The sequence below is a fragment of the Streptoverticillium reticulum genome, from assembly GCF_047456005.1.
Taxonomy (GTDB): Bacteria; Actinomycetota; Actinomycetes; order Streptomycetales; family Streptomycetaceae; genus Streptomyces; species Streptomyces reticulum.
The window spans coordinates 2723958-2743471 of the sequence record NZ_CP179755.1 but is presented as its reverse complement, the minus strand read 5'-3'; the positions used below and the strand labels follow the sequence as shown (position 1 = coordinate 2743471).

Annotated in this window: 15 protein-coding genes, 1 pseudogene and 1 riboswitch; of the genes and pseudogenes, 8 read left to right on the top strand and 8 right to left on the bottom strand. The window is 72.4% G+C overall.

All coding sequences use genetic code 11. From position 1 onward, the window contains the following. Positions 1-134 precede the first annotated feature (134 nt). The 3 genes and pseudogenes from ACMATS_RS12185 to glgX all read right to left on the bottom strand — a co-directional run. A pseudogene (locus tag ACMATS_RS12185) lies at positions 135-1892 on the bottom strand (ABC transporter ATP-binding protein); the annotation flags it as partial. Positions 1893-1912: 20 nt separating this feature from the next. After that, positions 1913-3709, bottom strand: a complete 1797-nt coding sequence (locus tag ACMATS_RS12180) for an ABC transporter ATP-binding protein (protein ID WP_390776628.1) — start codon at positions 3707-3709, stop codon at positions 1913-1915. A 120-nt stretch (positions 3710-3829) separates the two neighbouring features. Beyond that, on the bottom strand, positions 3830-6211 hold the full coding sequence (gene glgX, locus ACMATS_RS12175) for a glycogen debranching protein GlgX (protein ID WP_414167901.1): 2382 nt from the start codon (positions 6209-6211) through the stop codon (positions 3830-3832). A 191-nt stretch (positions 6212-6402) separates the two neighbouring features. Here glgX and ACMATS_RS12170 point away from each other — a divergent pair, with 191 nt between their 5' ends. The 5 genes from ACMATS_RS12170 to ACMATS_RS12150 all read left to right on the top strand — a co-directional run bounded on the left by ACMATS_RS12170 (position 6403) and on the right by ACMATS_RS12150 (position 11594). Continuing rightward, positions 6403-7641, top strand: coding sequence for a L,D-transpeptidase (locus ACMATS_RS12170; RefSeq protein ID WP_390776630.1), 1239 nt, complete (start codon positions 6403-6405; stop codon positions 7639-7641). Positions 7642-7908: 267 nt separating this feature from the next. After that, on the top strand, positions 7909-9159 hold the full coding sequence (locus ACMATS_RS12165; protein ID WP_414167900.1) for a L,D-transpeptidase: 1251 nt from the start codon (positions 7909-7911) through the stop codon (positions 9157-9159). Positions 9160-9248: 89 nt separating this feature from the next. Beyond that, positions 9249-10016 (top strand): enoyl-CoA hydratase/isomerase family protein, encoded by a 768-nt coding sequence (locus ACMATS_RS12160; protein WP_390776632.1) that lies wholly within the window; start codon positions 9249-9251, stop codon positions 10014-10016. 278 nt (positions 10017-10294) lie between these two features. Beyond that, complete coding sequence (locus ACMATS_RS12155) at positions 10295-10798, top strand: ATP-binding protein (protein WP_390776633.1); 504 nt, start codon at positions 10295-10297, stop codon at positions 10796-10798. A 274-nt stretch (positions 10799-11072) separates the two neighbouring features. Further along, positions 11073-11594 (top strand): N-acetylmuramoyl-L-alanine amidase, encoded by a 522-nt coding sequence (locus ACMATS_RS12150; protein WP_414167899.1) that lies wholly within the window; start codon positions 11073-11075, stop codon positions 11592-11594. 172 nt (positions 11595-11766) lie between these two features. On the opposite strand, the gene ACMATS_RS12145 is transcribed toward ACMATS_RS12150, so the two are convergent. The 5 genes from ACMATS_RS12145 to gcvT all read right to left on the bottom strand — a co-directional run bounded on the left by ACMATS_RS12145 (position 11767) and on the right by gcvT (position 16550). Continuing rightward, on the bottom strand, positions 11767-12081 hold the full coding sequence (locus ACMATS_RS12145; protein ID WP_336413484.1) for a hypothetical protein: 315 nt from the start codon (positions 12079-12081) through the stop codon (positions 11767-11769). Between the two features lie 62 nt (positions 12082-12143). Further along, positions 12144-13526, bottom strand: a complete 1383-nt coding sequence (locus ACMATS_RS12140) for an L-serine ammonia-lyase (protein WP_336413483.1) — start codon at positions 13524-13526, stop codon at positions 12144-12146. Between the two features lie 135 nt (positions 13527-13661). Beyond that, on the bottom strand, positions 13662-14924 hold the full coding sequence (gene glyA, locus ACMATS_RS12135) for a serine hydroxymethyltransferase (RefSeq protein ID WP_336413482.1): 1263 nt from the start codon (positions 14922-14924) through the stop codon (positions 13662-13664). 39 nt (positions 14925-14963) lie between these two features. Further along, complete coding sequence (gene gcvH, locus ACMATS_RS12130; RefSeq protein ID WP_390776635.1) at positions 14964-15338, bottom strand: glycine cleavage system protein GcvH; 375 nt, start codon at positions 15336-15338, stop codon at positions 14964-14966. Positions 15339-15434: 96 nt separating this feature from the next. Beyond that, on the bottom strand, positions 15435-16550 hold the full coding sequence (gene gcvT / locus ACMATS_RS12125) for a glycine cleavage system aminomethyltransferase GcvT (RefSeq protein WP_414167898.1): 1116 nt from the start codon (positions 16548-16550) through the stop codon (positions 15435-15437). Between the two features lie 133 nt (positions 16551-16683). Beyond that, a riboswitch (glycine riboswitch) is annotated at positions 16684-16778 on the bottom strand. A 145-nt stretch (positions 16779-16923) separates the two neighbouring features. Between gcvT and ACMATS_RS12120 the strand changes: the two genes are divergently transcribed. From ACMATS_RS12120 to ACMATS_RS12110, 3 genes are all read left to right on the top strand, one after another. Further along, complete coding sequence (locus tag ACMATS_RS12120; RefSeq protein WP_414167897.1) at positions 16924-17487, top strand: AAA family ATPase; 564 nt, start codon at positions 16924-16926, stop codon at positions 17485-17487. A gap of 234 nt (positions 17488-17721) precedes the next feature. Next, positions 17722-18477 carry an enhanced serine sensitivity protein SseB gene (locus tag ACMATS_RS12115; protein WP_414167896.1) on the top strand — a complete coding sequence of 252 codons (756 nt, stop codon included), beginning with the start codon at positions 17722-17724 and terminating at the stop codon, positions 18475-18477. 98 nt (positions 18478-18575) lie between these two features. Further along, positions 18576-19382 (top strand): enhanced serine sensitivity protein SseB C-terminal domain-containing protein, encoded by an 807-nt coding sequence (locus ACMATS_RS12110; RefSeq protein WP_390776639.1) that lies wholly within the window; start codon positions 18576-18578, stop codon positions 19380-19382. Positions 19383-19514: the final 132 nt, after the last annotated feature.

Here is a 19514-nt window from a genome sequence, read left to right as displayed (position 1 = left end):
CCTGCAGTCGACGCACGACGCCCGAGGGTTCGGGGCGCAGCCCCGGGTCCTTCGACTGCGGGAGCGCCGTGGCTGAGCGCGCAGTTCCCCGCGGCCCTTCGGGGTGCCATGGTGCGGGGCACCATTCCGTTGCCCTACACCAGGCTCTCGCGCCACGCCTTGTGGAGGTCCGCGAACCGCCCCGCCCCCGCCACCAGTTCGGCCGGTGCGCCGTCCTCCACCACCCGTCCGCCGTCCATCACCAGCACCCGGTCCGCGATCTCCACCGTCGACAGCCGGTGCGCGATCACCACCGCCGTGCGGCCGCACAGCACCGTGGCCATCGCCTGCTGCACCGCCCGCTCGCCCGGGATGTCCAGGGAGGACGTCGCCTCGTCGAGGATCAGCACCGCCGGGTCGGCGAGCAGGGCGCGGGCGAAGCCCACCAGCTGGCGCTGGCCCGCCGAGATGCGGCCGCCGCGCTTGCGGACGTCCGTGGCGTAGCCGTCGGGCAGGGCGGCGATGAAGTCGTGCGCGCCGATGGCCCGTGCCGCCTGCTCGATCTCCGCGTCCGTGGCGCCGGGCCGGCCGATGGCGATGTTGTCGGCGACCGTGCCGGAGAACAGGAAGGCCTCCTGCGTCACCATCACCACACCGCGCCGCAGTTCCTGCCCGGACAGTGCGCTGAGCGGCACCCCGTCGAGCAGCACCCGGCCCTCGGTGGGGTCGTAGAAGCGGGCCAGCAGCTTGGCGAGGGTGGACTTCCCGGCGCCCGTCGACCCGACGACCGCGACCGTCTCCCCGGCGCTCAGCGTCAGGTCGAGGCGCGGCAGCACCTCCACCCCGGCGCGGTACGCGAAGCGCACCCCCTCGAAGACCACCTCGCGGCCGGGGCTGCCGGCCGGCCGCCCGGGCAGCGGTACGGGCTCGGCCGGCTCGGGGACGGAGGGGCGCCGGGCCAGCAGCCCGGCGATCTTCTCCAGCGAAGCGGCCGCGGACTGCCAGGAGTTGAGGAACGACCCCAGCCGGTCGATGGGGTCGTACAGCCGCCGCAGGTACAGCACCGCCGCCGCCAGCGCCCCCAGCCCCAGGCTGCCCTCGGCCACCCGGTAGGCGCCCCACACCACGATCGCGGCCAGCACCGCATTGGCCACCAGCCGGGACGAGACCACATAGCGGGCCATCTCCAGCAGCGACTGGGCGTTGCCCTCCATGTGCCGCTCGTTGAGCACGGCGAAGTGCGCCTCGTTGGCGGCCTCGCGGCGGAACGCCTGGACCGGGCGGATGCCGTTCATGGTCTCGGTGAACTTCACGATGACCGCCGCCATGGCCGAGGAGCGCCTGCGGTAGACGACCGCGGAGCGTCGCCGGTAGGAGCGCACGAGCACGGACAGCGGCCCGAAGGAGAGCAGCGCGGCGGCGCCGATGCCCGGGTCCAGGTACAGCAGCATCGCCGAGACGTACAGCACCGCCAGCGCGACGCCCATCAGCTCCTGCAGGCCGTCGTTGAGCAGTTCGCGGATCGACTCGACGTCGGTGGTGGCGCGGGCGATCAGCCGGCCGGAGGTGTAGCGCTCGTGGAAGTCGAGGCTGAGGGACTGCGCATGGCGGTAGAGGCGGCCGCGCAGCTCCAGCAGGGCGTCCTGGCCGATCCGGGCGCCCAGCCGCACGAAGGCGAGCTGCAGCAGGCCGGAGGCCACGGCGCACAGCGCGTACCCGGCGGCGACCGCGGTGAGCGGCCCGTAGTCGTGCCGGCGGACGGCCGGCACGGCCCGGTCGATGGCGTACGCGACGAGCAGCGGTCCCGCCTGCACCGCGGCCTGCTGGAGCAGCAGCAGGACGGCCGCGGTGCGCACCCGGGCGCGGACCGGGGCCAGCAGGGAGCGCAGCAGCGCTCTGGAGGCGTCCTGGGGGGTGTCGCCGACGGGGGAGTTCATCGTGGGGTGCCCTTCGGTCCGGACATCAGCGAGGCGTACTCCCGGTTGCCGTGGAGGAGTTCGTAGTGGGTGCCCACGGCGGTGATGCGCCCCTCCGACAGCAGCGCCACGCGGTCCGCCAGCAGGACCGTGGAGGGGCGGTGGGCGACGACCAGGGCCGTCGTGTCGGCGAGGACCTCGCGCAGCGCGTTCTCCACGAGGGCCTCGGTGTGCACGTCGAGCGCGGAGAGCGGGTCGTCGAGGACGAGGAAGCGGGGGCTGCCGACGACCGCGCGGGCGAGGGCGAGCCGCTGGCGCTGGCCGCCGGACAGGCTCAGGCCCTGCTCGCCGACCTGGGTGCGGTGCCCTTCGGGCAGTTCGTGGACGAAGCCGGCCTGGGCGACGGCCAGGGCCCGGTCGAGGTCCTCCTCGTCGGCGTCGTCGGCGCCCATGAGGACGTTCTCCCCGGCGCTGGCGGAGAACAGCGTCGGCTCCTCGAAGGCGACGGCCACCCACTGGCGCAGCCGGCTGCGCGGCACCGCGGTGACATCGGTGCCGTCGAGGGTGATGCGGCCCGCGGTCGCCTCGTGGAGCCGCGGGATGAGGGAGACCAGGGTGGTCTTTCCGCTGCCGGTGGTGCCGACGAGGGCCATGGTCTCGCCGTGGCGGATGTGCAGGTCGACCCCGCGCAGCACGGGCGGGGCGCCGGGCGGCGCGTCGGGATAGCGGAACTCGACGCCCTCCAGCCGCAGTCCGCCGTCACGCCGGCGCGGCGCGCAGCGCTGCCGCCGGATCCGCGGCTCCCGGGCGGCGGGCGGCGCGACGTCCATCACCTCGAAGAAGCGGTCCGCGGCCGTCGCCGTCTCGTTGGTCAGGGCGAGCAGGAAGCCGATCGACTCGACCGGCCAGCGCAGCGCCAGCGCCGTCGACAGGAACGCCACCAGGGTGCCCGTGGAGAGCTGCCCGTCGGCGACCTGCAGCGTGCCGAGCACCAGGGCCGTGCCGACGGCCAGTTCGGGCAGGATCACGATGAGCGCCCAGAGCGTGCCCAGCAGGGCGGCCTTGTGCAGCTCGATGGCGCGCAGCCGCTCCGCCAGCGTGCCGAAGGCCCGTTGCAGGGCGGGGTGGCCGCCGAAGCCCTTGACGATGCGGATGCCGAGGACGCTCTCCTCGATGACGGTCGTCAGATCGCCGATCCGGTCCTGCGCGGTGCGCGCCGCCCGGGAGTAGCGCTCCTCGAAGAACCAGCACAGGGCGACCAGCGGGACGACCGGGGCGAGCAGAACGAGCCCGAGCCGCCACTCCTGCATCAGCAGGATGGTGAAACCCACCACGACCGTCGCCCCGTTGACCAACAGGAAGGTCAGCGGGAACGCCAGGAAGATGCGCACCAGCATCAGATCGGTCGTCCCGCGCGAGAGCAACTGCCCGGAGGGCCAGCGGTCGTGGAAGGAGACCGGCAGGCGCTGCAGATGTGCGTACAGCGCTGCCCGCATGTCCGCCTCGACCCGTGCCAGCGGCCGCGCCACGAGCAGCCGGCGCACCCCGAACAGCCCCGCCTCGGTGGAGCCGACCAGCAGCAGCGTCAGCCCGCCCAGCCACACCCCGGACGGCTCGCGGCGCGCTATCGGGCCGTCCACGGTCCACTTCAGGGCGAGCGGGATCACCAGGCTCAGGCAGGAGGCCGCCACGGTCACCAGCGCGGCCGCGGCCAGCCGCCGGTGCACGGGCCGCACATGGGGCCACAGACGCAGCAACGACCTTACTGCCGACCGCTGTTCGGCCGGGCGGGTCGTCTCACGGGTTCCGGTCATCAGGTGCGAGACTACGGTTCACCACTGACACCGCCCACCGGGATGTCCGCCCCGGGTCCGCGGGCGGTGGCGAGCGCCGGTCCGTGCGCGGGACGCGTGCCCGCACGCTCCCGGTGCCCGCTACGCACGCACCCCCCGGCCCGTCGGCACCGCGCGCAGGAGCAGTACCGAACGCGCGGGCACCACCGTCCGCGCGCCCGCTCTGCGCCGGGTGCCCGGAGCGGTCTGCTGGTCCTCCCGCGAGGTGTCCGCCACCAGTTCGTACGACTCCGCCCACGGCGGGCCCGGCAGCAGGAAGCGGACCGGGCGGGGGCCCGCGTGCAGGATCACCAGGAAGCTGTCGTCCGTGACGGGTCCGCCCGTCGGGCCGCGCTGCGGGATGTCGCGGCCCGAGAGGTACATGCCGAGGGTGGCCGTCGGGGCGTACCAGTCGGCCTCGGTCATCTCCGTGCCGCCCGGCGTGAACCAGGCCAGGTCCCGCAGGCCGTGCGCGCTCTGCCGGCGGCCGGAGAAGAACGCGCTGCTGCGCAGCACCGGATGGGTGCGGCGCAGGGCCAGCAGCCGGGAGCAGAGGCGGACGACGGCCCGCCAGCCGGGGTCCTCCAGTGCGGACCAGTCGACCCAGCCGGTCTCGTTGTCCTGGCAGTAGGCGTTGTTGTTGCCGCCCTGCGTGCGGCCCATCTCGTCGCCGGCCACCAGCATCGGCACGCCCGTGGACAGCAGGAGGGTGGTGAGCAGGTTGCGGATCTGGCGGCGGCGCAGGGCGCGGACGTCCGGGTCGTCGGTCTCCCCTTCGGCGCCGCAGTTCCACGAGCGGTTGGCGTCCGTGCCGTCGCGGTTGCCCTCGCCGTTGGCCTCGTTGTGCTTGCGGTCGTAGCTGACGAGGTCGCGCAGCGTGAAACCGTCGTGCGCCGTCACGAAGTTGACGGAGGCGTGGGGGCGGCGGCCGCCCCAGGCGTAGAGGTCGCTGGAGCCCGCGAGCCGGTAGCCCAGGTCGCGCACGTCGGGCAGGGCGCCGCGCCAGAAGTCGCGCACGGCGTCCCGGTAGCGGTCGTTCCACTCGGCCCACGGCGGCGGGAAGGCGCCCACCCGGTAGCCTCCGGGCCCCACGTCCCACGGCTCGGCGATGAGCTTGGCGCGGCGCAGCACCGGGTCCTGGGCGACGACGGCGAGAAAGGGTGCGCGCATGTCGGGCTCGTCGGTGCCGCGCATGTCCCGGGCCAGCGTCGCGGCGAGGTCGAAGCGGAAGCCGTCGACGCCCATCTCGGTCACCCAGTAGCGCAGCGAGTCGGCTATCAGGCGCAGCACGTTGGGCTGGGCGACGTGCAGGGTGTTGCCGCAGCCGGTGTAGTCGGCGTAGCGGCGGGCGTCGCCCTGGAGGCGGTAGTAGCGGCGGTTGTCGATGCCGCGCAGCGAGAGGGTGGGGCCGAGCTCGCCGCTCTCGGCGGTGTGGTTGTAGACCACGTCGAGGATGACCTCGATGCCCGCCGCGTGCAGGGTCCGCACCATCCGCCGGAACTCCGCGACCTGCTGGCCGCGCGTGCCGGAGGCCGCGTAGGCGGCGTGCGGGGCGAAGTAGCCGATGGAGTTGTAGCCCCAGTAGTTGCCCAGGCCGCGCCGCAGCAGGTGGTCCTCGTGCGCGAACTGGTGGACGGGCAGCAGCTCCACGGCCGTCACGCCCAGCCGCACCAGGTGCTCCACGGCCGCCGGGTGGGCCAGGCCCGCGTAGGTGCCGCGCAGCCGTTCGGGCACGCCGGGGTGGCGCATGGTGAAGCCGCGCACGTGCAGTTCGTAGACGACGGTGTCGGCCCACGGGGTGCCGGGGCGGCGGTCGTCCGCCGGGTCGTCGCGGTCCGCGACCACCACGCCCTTGGGGACGTGGGGCGCGGAGTCCCGCTCGTCGCGCACGGTGTCGGCCACGTGCTGCTGCGGCCAGTCGCGCACGTGCCCGTAGACCTCGGCGGGGAGCGCGGTGCGGGGGCGCCCCGGCGGGCCGCCGAAGTCGCCGTCGACGGCACGGGCGTAGGGGTCCAGGAGCAGCTTCGCCGGGTTCCACCGGGCGCCGGTCCAGGGGTCCCAGCGGCCGTGCACGCGGTAGCCGTAGCGGCGGCCGGGGAGGACGCCGGGCACGAAGCCGTGCCATATCTCGTCCGTCAACTCCGTCAATGGATGACGGGTTTCACCCTCCGCCGGGCCGTCGGTCCCGTTCTCGCCGAACAGGCACAGTTCGACGGCTTCCGCGCCTCCGGCCCACAGCGCGAAGTTCGTTCCCGCCACGCCGTGCGCGTCCACCGTGAAGTGCGCCCCGAGCGGTTCGGGGCTGCCCGGCCACACCGGCGCCCCCGGCTCCGGGGCCGGGACGGCCGGGCGGGGACGGCCGTTGACGCCCGCCGCGCGGGCGTGCCGTCCCCCGTCCGCGGGGAGCCGCGCGGGGCTCCGGCCGAACTCGGCGCCCTGCCGCGCCTCTTGCTCGGACGCGCTCTGCTCGGATGCGCTCGACACGTGTTCGCCTCCGGCGGCTCTGGGACGGCGCTCCGGGCACCCGGCGTCCCTTCCGGGGGCCCGGCGATTGCGCTCTTTCCCGGTCTTCCCCGGTTTCTTCCCGGATCCACGCATGCGCTCACACGTGTGATCGGCCGCAGCAAGCGAGTGCAGTGACGTTTCTCGGGAGGAAGAGCGTCGTTGGGCCCGGTGTGACACATGGACTCTCGCGCGCGGCACGGGGACTGACCGTGCTGGCGGCGGCCCTCGCCTCCCTGGCCGTGCTCGGCGGGTGCACCTCGGTCTCCCCGGTGACCCCGGCCGCCCCGCGGACCGCGTTCACCGACGACGCGCGCCCCACCGCCGGGCTGATCCGTGTCGTCCCCGGCGACCGCGCGGAGGACGTCCCCGCGGACGCCCGGTTCGAGGTGCGGGTCCCGCACGGCACCCTGGAACGGGTGGACGTCACCGAGACCCAGGACGGCGGGGAGCGCCCCCTGGCGGGCCGGATCACCCCGGACGGCCACACCTGGCGGCCCACCGCGCCCGGCCCGCTCGGGCTGGCCGCCCGCTATGCCGTGGACGTCGTGGCCCGTGACGTCTCCGGTCACCGCGCCGCCCGGCACACCACGTTCACCACCTATGTGCCCGAGCACCGCTTCATCGGGTACTTCACGCCGGAGCCGCACAGCACCGTGGGCACCGGCATGATCGTTTCGCTCGGCTTCAACCGGCCCATCACCGACCGGGCCGCCGTCGAACGCGCCGTCCGCGTCACCTCCGACCCGCCGGCCGAGATCGCCGCGCACTGGTTCGGCCCCACCCGCCTCGACTTCCGGCCGCGCACGTACTGGAAGCCCGGCACCGAGGTCAGCCTCGCCCTGCGGCTGCGCGACGTGCGCGGCGGCGAGGGCGTCTACGGCTCGCAGGACAAGACCGTCACCTTCACCGTCGGCCGCAGCCAGGTCAGTACGGTCGACGCCGCCCGGCACAGCATGGAAGTCGTCCGCGACGGCCGGTCGATGGCGACGCTGCCCATCACGGCCGGCGGCCCGGGCAACGCGACCTACAACGGACGGATGGTCATCAGCGAGAAGTTCGACGTGACGCGCATGAACGGCGGAACGGTGGGTTTCGGGGGCGAGTACGACATCTCGGATGTTCCGCACGCGATGCGCCTGACCGCGTCCGGGACGTTCCTGCACGGCAACTACTGGGCCCGGCCGGGGGCCTTCGGCACCCTGAACACCAGCCACGGCTGCATCGGACTGCGCGACACCCAGGGCGGCAGCGCGTCGAGCCCCGCGGGCTGGTTCTACGACGCCTCGCTCATCGGCGACGTCGTCGAGGTCGTCCACTCCGGGGAGCGGACCGTGGCCCCGGACAACGGGCTGGGTGGCTGGAACATGTCCTGGGAGGAGTGGCGTGCGGGGTCGGCGCTCGGGGACTGACCCCGCCCCGTCGGGTGCCACGCCCGTTCGCTCGCCCCCGAGTTCGACCCGCCGGACGTCTCGACATATGCTGCGCGCCTGGTGACCGTGTCCGGAAACATCCGCTTCACTTCAGTCACCTCCCTCACCCCAGGCGCACGGTTCGTATCACCCCTCTCATTTGGGACCGAACGGTGACATTCGCTAGGTCAGCGTCGCCAAAGGCGTGTGGTTATCTATCGACATGCGCGTGAGCCGCGCACAGGGGGCGCCGCGTGGCCGTGCGCCATGCGAAGGGAGACAACCGTTGTGAACGTGCAGCCGATACCGGTGCGCCGGGGCCGTCGGGCAGGCCTGTCCGCACTGTTCATCGGAGCGGTGCTGACGCTGGTCAGCGCCTGCGGTGGGGACGGCGACGGCGGGGGGAAGTCGAGCGGCAAGGCCGCCGACGGTGCCTCGGTGGCTGTGGTGGACATCGCGCCCAAGGACGGCGCGAACGACGTCGCCACGAGCGGCGCGCTCAAGGTCACCGCGGAGAAGGGCAGTCTCACCTCGGTGAAGGTCGCCGACGCGAAGGGCAACGCGGTCGACGGCAAGATATCCGGCGGCGGTTCGGCGTGGGAGCCCTCCGGGCACCTCGCCGCCTCCACGAAGTACACGGTCGACGCGGTGGCGAAGGACGACAAGGGCCGCGAGTCGGCCAAGCACGCCGTCTTCACCACCCTCACGCCCCAGAACACCTTCGTCGGCTACTTCCAGCCGGAGGACGGGACCACCGTCGGCGTGGGCATGCCCGTATCGATCAATTTCAGCCGCGGCATCACCGACCCCAAGGCCGTCCAGCAGGCCGTCAAGGTGACCGCCGAGCCGGCCGTGGACATCAAGCCCCACTGGTTCGGCAACGACCGCCTCGACTTCCGTCCGGAGAAATACTGGGCGGCCGGCACCAAGGTGACGGTCAGCATGGACCTCGACGGCGTGCAGGGCCGTGAGGGCGTCTACGGCACCCAGAAGAAGACGGTGAAGTTCACCGTCGGCCGCAGCCAGGTCAGCACGGTCGACGCGAGCAGCCACCAGATGACCGTGGTGCGCGACGGCAAGACCCTCAAGACCATCCCGATCTCGGCCGGCGGCCCGGGCCACTCGACGTACAACGGCCAGATGGTCATCAGCGAGAAGGACGAAGTCACCCGCATGGACGGCCGCACGGTCGGCTTCGGCGGCGAGTACGACATCTCCGACGTGCCGCACGCCATGCGCCTGTCGAACTCGGGCACCTTCATCCACGGCAACTACTGGTCCGGCGAGGGCACCTTCGGCTCGGAGAACGCCAGCCACGGCTGCGTCGGCCTGTCCGACGAGCGCGGCGGCGGCGACCCCTCCACGCCGGCCTCCTGGTTCTTCAACAACTCGCTCATCGGCGACGTGGTGGTCGTGAAGAACTCCGAAGACAAAACGATCCAGCCGGACAACGGGCTCAACGGCTGGAACATGCCGTGGTCCCAGTGGACGGCCCCGAGCGGCGGCTCCGACAGCTGACGTTCCTTCCGGCGGCTGTTCGTAGGGCCCGGTGCACTGTGACCAAGTGCACCGGGCCCACCGTCGTTAACGGGGGCTAACCTGCTGCCATGACTGTGCATCTTGAGGTCTCCGAGGGCGTCGGCACCATCCGCCTGGACCGCCCGCCGATGAACGCACTGGACGTCGCCACCCAGGACCGGCTCCGCGAGCTGGCCGAGGAGGTCACCCACCGGGACGACGTGCGCGCCGTCGTGGTGTGGGGCGGGGAGAAGGTGTTCGCGGCCGGCGCGGACATCAAGGAGATGCAGAACATGGACCACGCCGCGATGGTGGTCCGGTCCCGCGGCCTCCAGGACGCCTTCACCGCCGTCGCCCGGATCCCCAAGCCCGTCGTCGCCGCCGTCACCGGCTATGCGCTCGGCGGCGGCTGCGAGCTCGCGCTCTGCGCCGACTACCGGATCGCCGGGGAGAACGCCAAGCTCGGCCAGCCCGAGATCCTGCTGGGCCTCATCCCCGGCGCGGGCGGCACCCAGCGGCTGTCCCGGCTCATCGGCCCGTCGCGGGCCAAGGACCTCATCTTCACGGGCCGTCAGGTGAAGGCGGACGAGGCGCTCGCGCTCGGCCTCGTCGACCGCGTGGTGCCGGCCGGTGAGGTGTACGAGCAGGCGCACGCCTGGGCGACCCGGCTCGCGACCGGTCCGGCCCTCGCCCTGCGCGCCGCCAAGGAGGCGGTGGACGGGGGCCTGGAGACCGACATCGACACCGGGCTCACCATCGAACGCACCTGGTTCGCCGGGCTCTTCGCCACCGAGGACCGCGAGATCGGTATGCGCAGCTTCGTCGAGGAAGGTCCCGGCAAGGCCAAGTTCGTCTGAACCGCGGGCCGTTGAGGGGATGCGCCCGGAGTCCCGTACTCCGGGCGTTGCCTCTTGTGGGGGAATTCCGGTACGGGTCCGCATGCTCCCGGCGGCCTTTCGCCAAGGCTTCGGCGCCCTGTGCCGTATCACGGTCCGCCGCAGGTCAGTTGGGTTCTCCCTGGGGTGCCGGAGCCAGTGGCATATGTCGCAGAGGCGGCCCGGAGGGCTCTCCTCCGTCGAATCGGATCCGGCCGTTCCTCATCCCTTGCGGCGAAACGGCGGCCATGATGGGGGACATGGCGGGCCTGGAGGGAATGGAGCAGCCGCGGCAGCGGGCCGTTGCGACCCCGGTGCGGTGGACGCCGAACGTCGAGGACGAACTGGCGCTCAAGGCGCTGGAGCTGTTCGGCAATCCGATGACCGGTGAGATCCGGCTGCCCTCCCAGCCCCGGTCCGCCGTCGCCGCCCGCCGGCTGACCCAGACCGTCTGCCTGCGGCACTGGGGGCTCACCGCCCAGATCACCGAACACGCGGTGCTGCTCGTCTCGGAGCTCGTCGGCAACGCCGTCCGGCACACCGGCGCCCGCTACTTCGGGCTGCGGATGCGGCGCCGGCGCGGCTGGATGCGCATCGAGGTGCGCGACCCCTCGCGCGGGCTGCCGTGTCTGATCCCGGTGCGCGAGATGGACACCAGCGGGCGCGGGCTGTTCCTGGTGGACAAGCTGTCGGACCGCTGGGGCGTGGACCTGCTCGCGTGCGGCAAGACGACCTGGTTCGAGATGCGGGTGGCCGACCGCTGAACCGGCGGGCGCCGGGCCGGAAGACGGGCCGGAAACACGAAGAGGCCCCCATCCGTCGTCGTGCGACGGGCCGGGGGCCTCTTCGTGGTGGCCGCGGAAAGGGGTGGGGTGTATTCCGCGGCGCGATGACGACCTGGCCCGGGTCAATGGGGGTCGTGGCTTCGACTATGGCAGACGCGGGTAGTCAATACCAAAACGAGCCCTGCTCATTCCAAGGTGAGCTCCGACACTTGCCTTGCAATTCATGAATGATTCAGCGGAACGGCCTATTTTTATGCAAGGAGGTCTGGTGGCTTCGCTTCTGTCCTACCCGCCGACCCATTGGATTCCGGCCGCCCGGGCCGACTTCACGGTCTCCCGCCGGCCCGCTGCCCATCCGGTGGAGATCGTCGTGATCCATGTGACCCAGGAGACCTTCCAGGACGCCCGGAGAATCTTCCAGGACCCCAACTCCCGTGTCTCGGCGCACTACATGGTGGCCTCCGCCGACGGCTACGTCGGCCAGTTCGTCCGCGAGAAGGACATCGCCTGGCACGCGGGCAACTGGGACTACAACACCCGCAGCATCGGCATCGAGCACGAGGGCTGGATCGACCGCCCCGAGTACTTCACCGACGCCCTCTACGCCGCCTCGGCCCGGCTGACCGCCGCCGTCTGCGACCGCTACGGCATCCCGAAGAACCGGGACCACATCATCGGCCACGTCGACGTGCCGGGCTCCACACACACGGACCCGGGGCCGCACTGGGACTGGGACCGGTACTTGGGAGACGTCCGGCGGATGTTCGCCCCGTAAGGGGCGCGGGGAACTGCGCGATCAGCCACGACGCGCCCGCAGTCGAGGTGCTCGGGGCTTCGCCCCGGACCCCTGGGGTGGTGCGTCGACTGCGGGCCGTCGGTGGCTGGTCGCGCCCACGCGGCGGAGCCGCACATGTCAACAGCCCCGCGCCCCTGACGGGGCGCACCGCTCAGCGCCAGCCCCGCCGCTGCGCGGCGTTCGCCCGGCGCCGCCGGTCGTTGCACAGCAGACAGCGGCCCCAGCCCGGCGGCAGCGGATCGTCCTTGTCCCCGTACAGCGGATCCACCGCACCCTTGGGGTGCTCGGTGCAGCCCGTGGCCCCCGCGCCCGCCCCCAGCGCCGCCGCCGCGGCCGACGCCCTGCGCAGGGCGTCGAGCAGCTGCTCGGCCTCGTGCGGGGCCGGCGCGGCGGCGTCGAGGGAGAAGGCGATGTCGGAAGCGGTGTTGAGCGCGTTCTGCAGCTCGCGCAGGTCTGCGTAACCCATGGCTTCGAGCGTACGGGGCACCACTGACAACGCCGTCGGGCGCCGTCAGGGTGCGACGGACGTCAGCACTCGATGACGTTGACCGCGAGGCCGCCGCGGGCGGTCTCCTTGTACTTGACCTTCATGTCCGCGCCCGTCTCCTTCATGGTCTTGATGACCTTGTCGAGGGAGACGTGGTGGCGGCCGTCGCCGCGCAGGGCCATACGGGCCGCCGTGACGGCCTTCGCCGCGGCCATGCCGTTGCGCTCGATGCACGGGATCTGCACCAGGCCGCCCACGGGGTCGCAGGTGAGGCCGAGGTTGTGCTCCATGCCGATCTCGGCCGCGTTCTCGACCTGCTCGGGGGAGCCGCCGAGGACCTCGGCGAGGCCGCCGGAGGCCATCGAGCAGGCGGAGCCGACCTCGCCCTGGCAGCCGACCTCGGCGCCGGAGATCGAGGCGTTCTCCTTGAAGAGCATGCCGATCGCGCCCGCGGCGAGGAGGAAGCGGACGATCCCGTCCTCGTCCGCACCCGGCACGAAGTTCATGTAGTAGTGCAGGACGGCCGGGATGATGCCGGCGGCGCCGTTGGTGGGAGCGGTGACGACGCGGCCGCCCGCGGCGTTCTCCTCGTTGACCGCCATCGCGTAGACGGTGATCCACTCCATCGCGCGGGCCTGCGGGTCGCCCTCGGCGCGCAGCTGCCGCGCCGAACTGGCCGCCCGGCGGCGGACCTTCAGGCCGCCCGGCAGGATGCCCTCGCGGGACATGCCGCGCGCGACGCAGGCCTGCATCACGCGCCAGATCTCCAGCAGGCCCTCGCGGATCTCGTCCTCGGTGCGCCAGGCCTTCTCGTTCTCCAGCATCAGGGCGGAGATCGACAGACCCGTCTCGCGGGAGAGCCGCAGCAGCTCGTCGCCGGTGCGGAAGGGGTACTTCAGGACGGTGTCGTCCAGGACGATGCGGTCCTGGCCCACCGCGTCCTCGTCGACGACGAAGCCGCCGCCGACCGAGTAGTAGGTCTTCTCCAGCAGCGGCGCCCCGGCCTCGTCGTAGGCGAAGAGCGTCATGCCGTTGGCGTGGTACGGCAGGGCGCGGCGGCGGTGCAGGATCAGCTGGGTGGACTCGTCGAAGTCGATCTCGTGGGCCGAGCCGATCTCGGTGCCGAGGAGCTTGAGGCGCTTGGTGGTGCGGATGCGCTCCACCTCGTCGTCGGCGATCTCCACGTCGACGGTGCGCGGGGAGTGGCCCTCCAGGCCCAGCAGGACGGCCTTGGGGGTGCCGTGGCCGTGGCCGGTGGCGCCGAGGGAGCCGAAGAGCTCGGCCCGCACGGAGACGGTGTGGGCGAGCAGGCCCTCGTTCTTCAGGCGGCCGACGAACATCCGTGCCGCACGCATCGGGCCGACCGTGTGGGAGCTGGACGGGCCTATGCCGATCGAGAAGAGATCGAATACGGAGATGGCCACGTGGCTGCTCCTCTGGTCGGTGGTACTCGGTGGTACGCGTCTTGCGGGGGGTGTGTCACACGGTGCGGGGCACCAGGTCCACCTTTCAGTGTGCCCTGATGCCCCTTACCGGCGGGTAAAGCGGGAGCTGACGGGTTACTTCAGTCCGGGGTACAGCGGGTGCTTCGCCGCGAGGGCGGTGACGCGGGCCCGCAGGGCCTGCGCATCGTAGCCCGGCTTCAGCGCCTCGGCGATGACGTCCGCCACCTCGCGGAAGTCCTCCGCCTGGAAGCCGCGCGTGGCCAGCGCCGGGGTGCCGATCCGCAGGCCCGAGGTGACCATCGGGGGACGCGGGTCGTTCGGGATGGCGTTGCGGTTGACCGTGATGCCGACCTCGTGGAGGCGGTCCTCGGCCTGCTGGCCGTCCAGCTCGGAGTGGCGCAGGTCCACCAGGACCAGGTGCACGTCCGTGCCGCCGGAGAGGACGGAGACGCCCTCCGCCGTCACGTCGTCCTGGACGAGGCGCTCGGCCAGGATCTTCGCGCCCTCCAGGGTACGGCGCTGGCGGTCCTTGAACTCCTCGGTCGCCGCGACCTTGAAGGACACCGCCTTGGCCGCGATCACGTGCTCCAGCGGACCGCCCTGCTGACCGGGGAACACCGCCGAGTTGATCTTCTTGGCCAGCTCGGCCGTGGAGAGGATCACACCACCGCGCGGACCGCCCAGGGTCTTGTGCGTGGTCGTGGTGACGACGTGCGCGTGCGGCACCGGGTTCGGGTGCAGACCGGCGGCGACGAGGCCCGCGAAGTGGGCCATGTCGACCATCAGGTACGCGCCGACCTCGTCGGCGATCCGGCGGAAGGCCGCGAAGTCCAGCTGGCGCGGGTAGGCGGACCAGCCGGCCACGATCAGCTTCGGGCGGTGCTCCTTGGCGAGGCGCTCGACCTCCTCCATGTCCACCAGGTTGGTCTGCTCGTCGACGTGGTAGGCGACCACGTTGTAGAGCTTGCCGGAGAAGTTGATCTTCATGCCGTGGGTCAGGTGCCCGCCGTGGGCGAGGTTCAGACCCAGGATGGTGTCGCCGGGGGAGAGCAGGGCGAACATCGCGGCGGCGTTGGCCTGCGCGCCGGAGTGCGGCTGCACGTTCGCGTGCTCGGCCCCGAAGAGCGCCTTGATCCGGTCGATGGCGATCTGCTCGACGACGTCGACGTGCTCGCAGCCGCCGTAGTAGCGGCGGCCCGGGTAGCCCTCGGCGTACTTGTTGGTGAGGACCGAGCCCTGGGCCTCCATGACCGCGACCGGAGCGAAGTTCTCCGAGGCGATCATCTCGAGGGTGGACTGCTGGCGGTGGAGTTCGGCGTCGACGGCGGCGGCGACGTCGGGGTCGAGCTCATGGAGGGAGCTGTTCAGAAGCGACATGAGTTCTTCCTGGACTTCCTGGGCGGGGAGGGGGCGAGGTCAGCCGGCGAAGTCGGTGTACTCGTCGGCGGTCAGCAGGTCCGCCGGCTCGTCCGTGAGCTTCACCTTGAACAGCCAGCCGCCCTCGAACGGGGCGGAGTTCACCAGCGCCGGGTCGTCCACGACGTCCTGATTGGTCGCGACGACCTCGCCCGTCACCGGGGCGTACAGGTCGCTGACCGACTTGGTCGACTCCAGCTCGCCGCAGGTCTCGCCCGCGGTGACGGTGCTGCCCACCTCGGGGAGCTGGGCGAAGACGACGTCACCGAGCGCGTTGGCCGCGAACTCGGTGATGCCGACCGTCGCCACGCCGTCCTCGGCGGCCGACAGCCACTCGTGCTCCTTGGTGTAGCGCAGCTGCTGGGGGTTGCTCATGACTAGATTCTCCTGGATGCGCGTGAGTGGTTGTGCAACGGGTCTTGACAGGTGAGACGGGATGGGCTGGGGATCAGCCCTTCCTGCTCGGTTTTCTCATCGTTCCCGCTTGTAGAACGGAAGCGCGACGACCTCGTACGTCTCATGGGTGCCACGGATGTCCACGGCCACGCCCTCGGTGCCGGGCGCCGCGTGCGCCGCGTCCACGTAGGCGATGGCGATCGGCTTGCCGAGGGTGGGGGAGGGGGCGCCCGAGGTGACCTCGCCGACGACCTCGCCGCCCGCGACGACCGGGTACCCGGCGCGCGGCACGCGGCGGCCGGCGGCCACCAGGCCGACCAGCTTGCGCGGCGGGGCGGTCTCGGCGCGTTCGGCGGCGGCCTGCAGCGCCTCGCGGCCGACGAAGTCGCCCTGCTTGTCAAACTTGACCACTCGGCCGAGTCCGGCGTCGAACGGCGTGGTGGAGGTGGTCAGCTCGTGCCCGTACAGCGGCATGCCGGCCTCCAGTCGGAGCGTGTCGCGGCACGAGAGGCCGCACGGCACCAGGCCGGCCGCGGCGCCCGCCTCGGTCAGGGCCTGCCACAGCTTCTCCGCGTCGGCGGGCGCGACGAACAGCTCGAAGCCGTCCTCGCCGGTGTAGCCGGTGCGCGCGATGAGCGCGGGCACGCCCGCGACCGTGCCCGGCAGACCGGCGTAGTACTTCAGGCCGTCGAGGTCGGCGTCGGTGACGGACTTCAGGATCCCGGGGGAGGCCGGGCCCTGGACGGCGATCAGCGCGTAGTGGTCGCGGTCGTCGCGGACCTCGGTGTCGAATCCGGCGGCGCGCTCGGTGAGCGCGTCCAGCACGGTCTGCGCGTTCGAGGCGTTGGCGACGACCATGAATTCCTGCTCGCCCAGGCGGTAGACGATCAGGTCGTCGAGGATGCCGCCCTCCGCGTTGCAGATCATGGTGTACCGGGCCCGGCCGACCGCCAGCGCGGAGATGTTGCCGACCAGCGCGTGGTCCAGGGCGGCGCCGGCCTGCGGGCCGGTGAGGGTGATCTCGCCCATGTGGGAGAGGTCGAACAGACCGGCACGGGTGCGCACGGCGAGGTGCTCGTCGCGCTCGCTGCCGTAGCGCAGGGGCATGTCCCAGCCCGCGAAGTCGGTCATGGTGGCGCCGAGCGCGCGGTGCGTCGCGTCGAGGGCCGTTCGGCGAGGGGCAACGGTCATGTGGGGCTCCCAGGCATGGCAGTGAGGACGTCCTCCCCATCTGTCATCGGAACCTGAGAGGTTCACCGGGAGACTCCCCCGGCTTGCACCTTGGGTGGGGCCGCCGCACGGGCGGCCCGCTTTTCAGATCTGCCTCGCCCGTGCGGTATCGGGGCCTGAGAGATTCAAGGGAGGAACTTGCTCCTTCGGCGCCCGGGTCGGTGCCCAGGACTCTCCCGCACGGATTCGAGCGGCCGGTATGCAGTTGGACGTGCCGGTCGTGCGTTGGCGCGCACATCATTGCACGTACGAGCGTGCGATGGACCAGGTGCAGCCCCGTGAATTGGATTACCTTTCCTTTACGTTCGACGGGTATCGGCCGGTGGGAGGTGCCATGGCGGAGGTGGTCGACCTGCGGTACCCGGCCGGCGACCTGCTGGTCGTCTCCGGGCTGCCCGGCAGCGGGAAGACGACGCTGATCCGGCGGGCGGTGGCCCCGCTGGACGCCGCGGGCGCGCCGGTGCAGTGCGTGGACTCGCAGGACACCCGGCTCCGGCTGGAGCGGCGGCTGCCGGGCGGGCTGCCGTACGGGCTCTACCGGCCCGTGGCCCGGGTGCTGCACTTCGCGGCGCTGCGGGGTGCCCTGCGGGCGGGCGGGAGCGTGGTGGTGCACGACAGCGGGCGGGTGGGCCTGGTGCGGCGCTGGCTGGCACGGGGCGTGCGGCGGCGCGGGGGTGCGCTGCACCTGTTGCTGTTGGTCGTCGAGCCGGCGGTGGCGCTGGAGGGGCAGATGCGGCGGGGGCGTTGCGTGTCACGGCGGGTGTTCGCGCGGCACCGGCGAGCGATGGGGCGCCTGGTGGCGGGGGCCGCGGCCGGGCGCCTCCCGCGCGGGGTGGTCTCGGTGGCGGTCCTGGACCGTGCGGCCGCGGACACGGTCCGCGTGATCACTTTCGGCTGAGCGCTCCGCCGGAAGTGCAGTGCGTCGACTGCGGGCCGTCGGTGGTTGCTCGCGCAGTTCCCCGCGCCCCTGACGGGGCGGGGCTTGTGCGTGATCGCGCCCCAAAGGGGCGCGGGGAACTGCGCGACCAGCCACGACGAGCCCGCAGTCGACGACGGCCCCGTACCGCCCAAGCCCAGGCGCAGCCGTTAAGGTTCCCCCTGCGCGCCTTTGACGACACGGTGGTTGGACGACATGAGCATCCCTGAGCAGCACCCCTACGACTGGCCCGCCAACGAGCTCGAGGCGGTGCTCGCCGTTTCGGCGGGGGTGGCCGGGGCCGGGCCCCGGATCGTCGAGGTGCTCGTGCGCAGCAGCGTGTGGATCCCGCTGCCCAACGGCGGCGGCCCCGGCAGCCCGGATCTCGACGTCCCGGCGATGGATCTCGACGGTGCCGCGTTCGTCCCGGTGTTCAGCTCCGAGCAGGAGTTCCGCCGCGTCGTCGGTGACCGCACCGACTTCGCCGTGGCGCCCGCCGTCGAGTTCGCCCGCGGTCTGCCGCCGCAGGTCGGGATCGTCGTCAACCCGGAGGGCACCGTCGCCGTGCCGCTGCCGCCGCCCGCCGTGGCCGAGCTGTGCCGGGCCGGGCGCACGGCGCTGGACGGCGACGCCACCGGCGGCCGCGTCCGGCTCTTCGAGCCGGACTGGCAGCAGGAGCCCACCGCCTTCCTCGCCGCCGCCGGGCTGGAGTTCGCCGCGACCGGCCCGGTCCGGACCGCCCGGCGCGCCCTGGCCAGCATCGAGGGTGCGGATCCGGCCCTCTTCGTGGGGATCGAACTGGACCTTCCGGATCCGGGCAGCCGGGAGGCCGCCATGGCGGCCGTCGGCCGCGCACTGGGTTCGGCGCCCGTGCCCTGGCCCGTCCAGCTGGTCTTCCTCGACGTCGCCCAGGACCCGGTCGGCGACTGGATGCGCGGTCGGGTGCGTCCGTTCTACGACCGTGACCTGTGACAGCACCCGTGTCCGCCGCCGCGGGCTCGTAAGCTGGTTGGACGACCAACACGGGGAGCGCGGCCGCGCTCCCCGTGCCGAGAGAAGAGGCGGACCAGGTGAGCGCGGGCGCGGAGAGCGGCGTGGAGCAGGTGCTGCGCCAGGTGGCGCCCGGACGGTACGACACCTATGAGGCGCTGCTGCGGTCCGTGGCCGAGGGCCGGGTGTGGATGCTGCTGTGGCACGGTCAGGCCGGCTCGCCCGACGCCCAGTACGGGAACATGGAGGTCGACGGCCTCGGCTACGCGCCCTGTGTGACCTCCGCCCAGGAGCTCGCCGCCAGTGGCTGGAACCGGGCCCACGAGGTCGTCTCCGGCCGGTCCGTCGCCGCCGCGCTCTATCCCGACCGCTGGGGCCTGTGGCTCAACCCCCATGCGCCCGGCGGCGGTGTCGGCATCCCCTGGCTGGACCTGCGCCGGATCACCGGCGGCCTGGACCGGCTGCCGGCCGGCCCGCTGCGGCTGAGCGAACCCGCCGCCGACATCCCGCAGTTCTACGCGCTGCTGGCGCAGAACGCCCGCAGCACCCCCGTCGTCCGGGCGCTGCGCCGCGCCTGGGTGCAGCCCGCGCTGGGCGCCGCGTACCTGGCGATCGGTCTCGACCTGTACGACACCTCCCGGGCCGCCGTGGAGTCGGTGCGTCTGATGATGCAGCAGTCGATCGGCGTGGTGCCGGACGGGCTGCCGGTGTCGACGGTCTCCCTCGCGGACGAGTACGACCCCGTCGCGATGTGGATGCGCGCCAACGCCCATCCCTTCTACGACCGCGACGCCTACGGCGGCGGCACCCCGGCCCCCGCCGCGCCCTCCCCGGTGTCCGGATACGGCTACCCGCCGCAGCACGGCTGGCAGGCCGGGGCGTACTGAACTCCGAACTCGCCACGCCTCGTGGCCGGTTGCCGTTCCGCTGTCGGGACCGGTCTGTCCGTATAACGGAACCTCCCTACGCACATCACGGTTGCGCATCCATTGAGGGCCAGGTCTGGCGAGTGATCGCGG